9 protein-coding genes are annotated in these 7,772 nt (G+C 67.9%); 3 read left to right on the forward strand and 6 right to left on the reverse strand.

The window, feature by feature from the left end; genetic code table 11:
• From KDJ86_RS16990 to deoC, 3 genes are all read right to left on the reverse strand, one after another.
• Nucleotides 1-1,458: aldehyde dehydrogenase family protein (locus KDJ86_RS16990; protein ID WP_291748518.1), on the reverse strand; the 1,458-nt coding region annotated here is incomplete at its 3' end.
• On the reverse strand, nucleotides 1,445-1,936 hold the full coding sequence (locus tag KDJ86_RS16995) for a hypothetical protein (RefSeq protein WP_291748521.1): 492 nt from the start codon (nucleotides 1,934-1,936) through the stop codon (nucleotides 1,445-1,447). The genes KDJ86_RS16995 and KDJ86_RS16990, both read right to left, overlap by 14 nt.
• Complete coding sequence (gene deoC / locus KDJ86_RS17000) at nucleotides 1,936-2,952, reverse strand: deoxyribose-phosphate aldolase (protein WP_521085311.1); 1,017 nt, start codon at nucleotides 2,950-2,952, stop codon at nucleotides 1,936-1,938. The genes KDJ86_RS16995 and deoC overlap by 1 nt, the downstream gene beginning before the upstream one ends.
• A gap of 342 nt (nucleotides 2,953-3,294) precedes the next feature.
• Here deoC and KDJ86_RS17005 point away from each other — a divergent pair, with 342 nt between their 5' ends.
• Genes KDJ86_RS17005 through KDJ86_RS17015 form a run of 3 tightly spaced genes read left to right on the forward strand, consistent with a single transcriptional unit; the run spans nucleotide 3,295 to nucleotide 5,534 of the window.
• On the forward strand, nucleotides 3,295-3,834 hold the full coding sequence (locus KDJ86_RS17005; protein ID WP_291748525.1) for a hypothetical protein: 540 nt from the start codon (nucleotides 3,295-3,297) through the stop codon (nucleotides 3,832-3,834).
• A 26-nt stretch (nucleotides 3,835-3,860) separates the two neighbouring features.
• Nucleotides 3,861-4,484, forward strand: coding sequence for a L,D-transpeptidase (locus KDJ86_RS17010; protein WP_291748528.1), 624 nt, complete (start codon nucleotides 3,861-3,863; stop codon nucleotides 4,482-4,484).
• A gap of 15 nt (nucleotides 4,485-4,499) precedes the next feature.
• Nucleotides 4,500-5,534 (forward strand): amino acid ABC transporter substrate-binding protein, encoded by a 1,035-nt coding sequence (locus KDJ86_RS17015; protein ID WP_291748531.1) that lies wholly within the window; start codon nucleotides 4,500-4,502, stop codon nucleotides 5,532-5,534.
• Nucleotides 5,535-5,547: 13 nt separating this feature from the next.
• Here KDJ86_RS17015 and modC read toward each other — a convergent pair whose 3' ends face one another.
• The 3 genes from modC to modA form a co-directional block, all read right to left on the reverse strand.
• Nucleotides 5,548-6,696: a molybdenum ABC transporter ATP-binding protein gene (gene modC / locus KDJ86_RS17020; protein ID WP_291748534.1), complete on the reverse strand. Its 1,149-nt coding sequence runs from the start codon at nucleotides 6,694-6,696 to the stop codon at nucleotides 5,548-5,550.
• Complete coding sequence (gene modB / locus KDJ86_RS17025) at nucleotides 6,693-7,376, reverse strand: molybdate ABC transporter permease subunit (protein WP_291748537.1); 684 nt, start codon at nucleotides 7,374-7,376, stop codon at nucleotides 6,693-6,695. The genes modC and modB overlap by 4 nt, the downstream gene beginning before the upstream one ends.
• 14 nt (nucleotides 7,377-7,390) lie before the next feature.
• Nucleotides 7,391-7,772: molybdate ABC transporter substrate-binding protein (gene modA / locus KDJ86_RS17030; RefSeq protein WP_291748540.1), on the reverse strand; the 382-nt coding region annotated here is incomplete at its 5' end.

Genomic DNA, 7,772 nt, shown 5'->3' on the forward strand with positions numbered 1-7,772 from the left:
CGGTTTCGTATAGGCATAGGCGCCCTCGCGCCCGCCTTCCCGGCCGTAGCCGGATTCCTTGTAGCCGCCGAAGCCGGCCGAGGCGTCGAAGAGGTTGGTCGAGTTGATCCACACCACACCGCATTTCAGTTTCGGCGCCATGTCGAGGGCGAGGTTGATCGACTCCGACCAGACGCTGGCGGCGAGCCCGTATTCGGTGTTGTTGGCAAGCGCCACCGCCTCGTCGGGCGTCCGGAACGACATCGCCACCAGCACCGGTCCGAAGATCTCGACCCGCGCGCAGGTCGAGGCCGGCTGGACGTTGGTCATCAGCGTCGGCGGGAAGAAATAGCCGGTCTTCGACGGCTCGAGCTTGGCCTGGAACACCTCCGCCCCTTCCTTGCGGCCGGTCTCGACCAGGCTGGTGATCCGTTCGAGCTGGACCTTGTCGACGATCGCGCCGAGGTCGATCGCCTTGTCGAGCGGCGACCCGACGCGGAGCGTGTCGAGCCGCGTCCTCAGCTTGGCGATGAAGGCGTCGTACGCTGTTTCCTGGACGAGGAGCCGCGAGCCGGCGCAGCAGACCTGGCCCTGGTTGAACCAGATCGCGTCGACCACGCCTTCCACCGCCGAATCGAGATCGGCGTCGTCGAAGACGATGAAGGGCGACTTGCCGCCGAGCTCCAGCGTCAGCGCCTTGCCGGAGCCGGCCGAGGCTTCGCGGATCTTGCGGCCGACCTCGGTCGAGCCGGTGAAGGCGAGCTTGTCGATGTCCGGATGTTTGACGATCAGCTCGCCGGTCGCCCCGTCGCCGGTGACGATGTTGACGACGCCCTTTGGCAGGCCCGCCATCCGGCAGATGTCGGCGAAGAGCAACGCCGTCAGCGGCGTGAACTCCGCCGGCTTCAGCACCACCGTGTTGCCGAGCGCGATCGCCGGGGCGATCTTCCAGGCGAGCATCAGCAGCGGAAAGTTCCACGGGATGATCTGGCCGCAGACGCCGACCGGCACGCGGTCCGGCATCTCCTGCGCCATCAGCTGCGCCCAGCCGGCATGGTGATAGAAGTGCCGCGCGACCAGCGGCACGTCGATGTCGCGGGTCTCGCGGATCGGCTTGCCGTTGTCGAGCGCCTCGATCACCGCGAAGAGGCGGCTGTGCTTCTGGATGAGACGGGCGATGGCATAGAGACAGCGCGCCCGCGCGTGTCCCGGCAGCGCCGCCCAGTGTCTCTGGGCGTGTCTCGCGGCCGCCACGGCGGCGCCCACGTCCGTCTCGTTGGCCTGGGCGACCTTGGCGAGCACCACGCCGGTCGCCGGATCGCGGGTCTCGAACCATTCACCCGAGGCCGGCTTCCGCCATTCCCCGTCGATGAAAAGCCCTGTTCCGTCAGCATATTGGCCGAGCCAGGCCCTGGCTTCCGCATCGCTTTCCGGCGCGGGGCCATAATCGAGGTCGTCGAGGATTTCAGCTACCGACATCAGAGCATTCCCGTTCGTTTTCAGCGTCTTGCAGCCGCGCGATCGCGGCGGTGATAACCTGCCACACCATGTCGTTGTCTTCCTTCACCGCGCGGTCGCGCAAGAGCGGAAGAGCAGGCAAACCGTGGCTTTCGAGGCCGAGTGCGACCCAGATCCGTGCGTCGCCGGCCGGGCTGGCGAAGCCCTTCGCCACGTCGCCGAGGAACGCCGGATCGACCCGGCCGAGGATGTCCGCATACATCTTCTGCGCCCGCCAAATGTCGTCCGAGGCATCGCCGTCCCAGTCCGGCGACTGTGCCTTCTCCTCGGCCAGCCTTTCCAGTTCAGTGACGATTTCCGCCACTTCCTGCGGACCGCAGCGTTCCGCCACCGTCGCGAGCCGCGCTTCCGGAATCGTCTCCCACGGGTCGAGTCCCCTGGCCGCCTCGACGATAAGCCGCCGGATTCGCGGCGTCTCGCCCGTTGCGGTCGCCGTCATCACGCCATCGCATGATGGTCGAAGGACGCATAGCGGCCGGTGACGAAATATTCGAGCTGGCGTTCGATGTCGGCGAGCAGCGACGACGCGCCGAAGCGGAACAGCGCTGGCTGCAGCCAGTCGTTGCCGAGCTCCTCCTTCATCAGGAACTGGAAGGCCATGGCGTCCTTGGCGGTCGATATGCCGCCCGCCGGCTTGAAGCCGACCACATGCCCGGTCGCCTCGCGATAGGCGCGGATCGCGCGCGTCATGACCAGCGCCACCGGCAGCGTCGCGTTGACGCCTTCCTTGCCGGTCGAGGTCTTGATGAAATCGCTGCCGGCCTGCATCGCGACGACCGAGGCACGGCCGACATTGCGCAGCGTCCTGAGGTCGCCGGTCGCAAGGATCGATTTCATGTGTGCCGGCCCGCAGGCCTGCTTGAAGGCCTTCACCTCGTCATAGAGCGCCTGCCAGTTGCCGTTCAGCACATGCTCGCGGGTGATGACGATGTCGATTTCCCTGGCGCCCGCGGCGACCGAGGCCTCGATCTCGGCGAGCCGCGTCTCGAAGGGCGCAAGGCCGGCTGGAAAGCCGGTCGAGACGGCGGCGACCGGAATCCCCGAACCCTCCAGCGCCGCGACCGCGGTCGCGACGAAGCGATGGTAGACGCAGACCGCCGCGACGGTGACCGGCCGGCCGGCAAGACCGAGCGCTTCCTGGAGGTCGGCGCGAAGCGGCTGCCGCGCCTTGGCGCAGAGCCGGCGCACCCGCCCCTCGGTATCGTCGCCGGAAAGCGTCGTCAGGTCGATGCACTGGATCGCCTTGACCAGCCACGCCGCCTGCCACTCCTTCTTCACCGTCCGGCGCGTCGGCAGGGTCGCGGTACGGCGCTGGATCGCCGACAGGTTGGCGCGGACCGCCCGCACCTGTTCGAGATCGAGGGGAATGCCCGGATTGTCCGGATGCAGTTCCGGACGGGCATTCGGCAGGTGATGGACGGAGGCGCCTTCGCGCGGAGATACGGGTAGGGACATGTCGCTAACGGTCGGACTCAATCATTCGGCAGGAAGACTCCCGCTCTCTTAGCATCTTCTGGCGGGTGTGGCGCAATGTTTCGGCCGGCGAGCCGGCTGTTGCCGCCAAACTGGCGCCCGAACGGCGCTTCGCTGCAGGATTGTCGGACACCGGGAGGCGATGGCCGAAGGCCTCGGCGACCGTGATTGCGCCACGGGTCCATTCGGGAAGCCAGGCGCCGGCGCCCCGCGAACCGCGGCTGCGGCAGACTTTAGGTATCGCGCGAGGTATCAGCTGCTATATTCGCCGGGCACCGGCCGGGCAGTCGCGCCAACCGGCGCCCGGCAGGGAGGATGATCTGAATGCAAGGACAGCCGCTTTCGAGCGCCTCCCCGGAAAGGCGATACCCGGGAGCGGCCGGGTCTAGGCGTTCCGTATCGCTCCCGCTTTTCGCCGCTTTCCTGCTCGCCGGCGGACTCGCCGCCTGCAACACCACCGGAAACCTCGGCGTCGAGCAGCCAGCCGTACCGACCATCGCGGCCCCGCCGACGACCGTCCCGGTTGCAGAACTGGTCGGCAACTGGGGATTCGCCTCCTATCACGAGGAAAAGGACCGCGGCCGGACCGAGGCGGAGGCGAAGTCCGCCTGCGGCAATCCCTACAAGATCACGCAAGGCCCCAACGGCGGCGTCATGATGTATCTCGCCGACCAGAACAAGCCGGCGGAGGTCTTCGTCAAGCAGACGCCCGACGGACGCAGCTTCATCGGTCCGCGCGGCGCCCCCGGCATGGCGCAGGACCGGGTCGTCACCTTTTACCAGAATGGAATGCTGATCACCGTATGGCTCGATAAGAGCGCGCAGCAGCGCTACGGTACGATGGTATTCGTTCGATGTTCCTGAGGGCGGCGCAATCGCGTGAGGAGACCATGAAGCCCAAATTCGTGACCATCCGCTCGGCCATGCTCGGCCTTGCCCTCGCGGCGCTCGCCGCCGCGCCCTTCTTCGCCTCGCCGGGCGAGGCGAAGAGCCGGAAGGAGCTCGTGATCGACGAGCAGCCCGGCTATGTGCCGACGCCGGAAGAGGAGATGCTCCCCGCGCAGTATCGCCCGCAACCTGTCTACTTCCGCACCAACGAGCCGCCCGGTACGATCATTATCCATACCGACGAGCGCTTTCTCTATCTGGTCCAGGGCAATGGCCAGGCGATCCGCTACGGCATCGGCGTCGGCCGCGACGGCTTCCAGTGGCAGGGTCTCCTGAAGATCTCGCGCAAGCAGGAATGGCCGGACTGGCGCCCGCCGCCGGAGATGATCCAGCGCCAGCCCTATCTGCCCCGCTTCATGGCCGGCGGCCCCGGCAATCCGCTCGGCGCCCGCGCCCTCTATCTCGGCGACACCGTCTATCGCATCCATGGCACCAACCAGCCCCGCACCATCGGCCACGCCGTGTCGTCGGGCTGCTTCCGCCTGGTCAATCGCGACGTCATCGATCTTTACACAAGAGTGCCGGTCGGCACCAAGGTCGTCGTCATGCAATCGGCCAGGCTCTAGGCCCCGGAGATCGCCATGAACCGCTTCTCAATCGGCACCGCTGCCGCAAGCCTGTTGGCAGCGACCCTGCTCACCGCCGGCCTGCCGGTTTCCGCGGCCGCCGCGACGCTCGACGACGTCAAGGCGCGCGGCAAGCTGGTCTGCGGCGTCAACCAGGGCCTCCCCGGCTTCGGCGCGCAGTCCAGCGACGGCGCATGGACGGGCTTCGACGTCGACTTCTGCCGCGCGGTCGCGGCGGCGATCTTCGCCGACCCGGACAAGGTCGAGTATGTGCCGCTTTCGGCGGAAGCGCGCTTCGCGGCGCTGGCGGACGGCGACATCGACCTGCTGTCCCGCAATTCGACCTGGACGATGGGCCGTGAGACCGAGCTCGGCCTCACCTTCGTCGGCGTCACCTATTACGACGGTCAGGGTTTCCTGCTGCCGCGCTCGGCCAACGTCTTCTCGTCCTTCGAGCTCGACGGCTCGAAGGTCTGCGTCCTGTCGGGAACGACGAGCGAAGCAAATCTCACCGACTATTTCACCGCCAACAACATGGCCTATCAGGCGGTGCTCACCGATTCGCCGGAAGCGACGCTGGCCGCCTACAGGAAGGGCGACTGCAACGTCATCACCAGCGACATGTCGCAGCTCTATGCGGACCGTCTCGAGCTCGACGACGCGGACGAGCATCTGGTGCTGGCCGACGCGATCTCGAAGGAGCCGCTCGGGCCGGTCGTCCGCCAGGATGATCCGAAATGGGCGACGCTCGTCCGCTGGGTCTATTTCGCCCTGCTCGACGCCGAGGAGCTTGGCGTCGCCTCCGACACCATCGACGACGCGCTCGCCTCGAAGAAGCCGGATGTGCGCCGGCTGGTCGGCACCGAGGGGAATTTCGGCGAGCAGCTGGGACTCTCGAACAGCTGGGCCGCCGATGTCGTCCGCCTCGTCGGCAACTATGCCGAGATCTACGAGCGCAACCTCGGGACCGGCTCGCCGCTCGGCATCCCGCGCGGCATGAACCAGCTCTGGAACCGCGGCGGACTGCAATACCCCCCGCCGATCCGCTGACCGGGACACGAGCCTAGCCGGGCGGCGTCGCGCTGAAGCTGGAGCCGAGCAGCGCGACGCTCTTGAACTGGGCATGGACCGCCATTCCGGGCGCAAGGCCGAGCGCTTCGACCGACTTCCGCGTGATCCGCCCGACGACCCGCGGCCCCGATCCATCCTCGCCGAGCGCGACCACCACGTTGACCTGCGCCTGTTCGGCGTCCTGCCCGGTGATCGTGACGATCCTCGCCGGCAGGATGTTGAGGATCGTCGTGTCGGTCGGCCGCGACCGGGCGAAGCTGACGTCCGAGGCCTGGATGCGGAGACGCTGCCGGCTTCCGATTTCGCCGCGCCGCCCCGGCACGAAGAGCGTCCCGCCCGCGACCGCGAAGCCGGTCAGGCCATAGCGATCGTCGAAGACGGCGACCATGGCCTCCAGCGTCACCGCGGCATCGGGCGCGCGCTGGAGCGGAAGGTCCGGATCGGTCTCGAGGTCGGACAACGCGCCGGAGGCGATGACCCGGCCATCGTCGATCAGCACCAGCCGGTCGGCCAGCCGTTCCAGCTCCGCGACATCGTGGCTGACATAGAGGAGCGGTATCGCCAGCGTGTCGCGGAGCGCCTCGAAATAGGGAAGGATGTCCTCCTTGGTCATCCGGTCGAGGGCCGACAGCGGCTCGTCCATGAGGAGAAGCCGCGGCCGCGACAGCAGCGCCCGTCCGAGCGCGACGCGCTGGCGCTCGCCACCGGACAGGGCCGCCGGTGCGCGGTCGAGGAGGTGGCCGATGCCGAGCAGGTCGACGACGCCGTCGAAGTCGAGCCCGCCATGGTCCGCGCCCGTCGCGCGCCGCGCGCCGTAGCGGAGGTTGTTGCGCGCCGACAGATGGGGAAAGAGATTGGCCTCCTGGAAGACGTAGCCGACCGGCCGCCGGTGCGGCTTCAGGAAGGTCCCGGTCGCGTCGTCCTGCCAGGTCGCGCCATCGACGTGCAGTTGGCCGCCGAGCCGCTCGAGCCCCGCCATGCAGCGCAGCGCCGTCGTCTTGCCGCAGCCGGACGGACCGAAGAGCCCGGTGATCCCGCGCATCGGCGCGGTGAACGCAACGTCGAGATGGAACGCTCCAAGCGTGCCGCTGAACGCCGCGTCGATCCCTTCGCCCGCCGCCATCGCTTCGCTGTCGCTCATGGTCCGGGCCGCCCGATCCGCCTGCCGGCGAGCATCATCGTCAGCACGACGATGAAGGAGAAGACCAGCATGCCGCCGGCAAGGATGTTGACCTCCGTCCAGCGCAGCGTCTCGACATAGTCGTAGATCGCGACCGAGAGCACCTTCGTCTCGCCGGGAATGTTGCCGCCGATCATCAGCACGACGCCGAATTCGCCGACCGTATGGGCGAAGCCGAGCACCGCGCCGGTGAGGAAGCCCGGCCGGGCGAGCGGCACCGCCACCGACCAGAAGGCGTCCCAGGGCGACGCGCGAAGCGTCGCCGCCGCCTCGAGCGGCCGGTCGCCGCAAGCCTCGAAGGCGTTGCGGATCGGCTGGACGACGAAGGGCATCGAATAAATGACCGAGCCGATGACCAGCCCCTCGAAGGTGAAGGCGAGCGAGCGGGCGCCGCCGAGGCTCGCGATCCAGCCGCCCGGCCCGTTCGGACCGAGTGCGACGAGCAGGTAGAAGCCGAGCACCGTCGGCGGCAGCACCAGCGGCAGCGCCACCACCGCCGCCACCGCTTCCTTCCATCGCGCCTTCGATCGCGCCAGCCACCAGGCGATCGGCGTCCCGACGAGGAGAAGGACGAGCGTCGTCACCAGCGCCAGTTCCAGCGTCAGCCGGACCGGCGTCCACAGCTCCGCCCAGTCAGTCATCGGTCCCGGGCGCGTCAATCACCGGTGCCGTATCCGTATTTCTCCTTGACGGCATTGGCTTCCGGACCTTTCAGAAAAGCGATGAAGGCGGCCGCGGCCTGGTTGCCGTCGCCGCCCTTCAACACTACGGCGTCCTGGGCGATCGGAGAATAGAGCTCCTCGGGGACGATCCAGCGCGACCCGCCCTCGCTCGTCGCGACCTGGGAGAGCGCGACGAAGCCGATCTCCGCGTTGCCGGTTGCGACGAACTGGAAGGCCTGGGCGATGTTGCTGCCCTGGACGATCTTCGGCTGAAGCGCCTGATGGACGCCAAGCGCCGTCATCGTCTCGACCGCGGCGGCGCCATACGGTGCCGTCTCCGGATTGGCGATGGCGATCTTGTCAAAGTCGCCGGTC

The sequence above is a fragment of the Bauldia sp. genome (assembly GCF_020442045.1).
Taxonomy (GTDB): Bacteria; Pseudomonadota; Alphaproteobacteria; order Rhizobiales; family Kaistiaceae; genus Bauldia.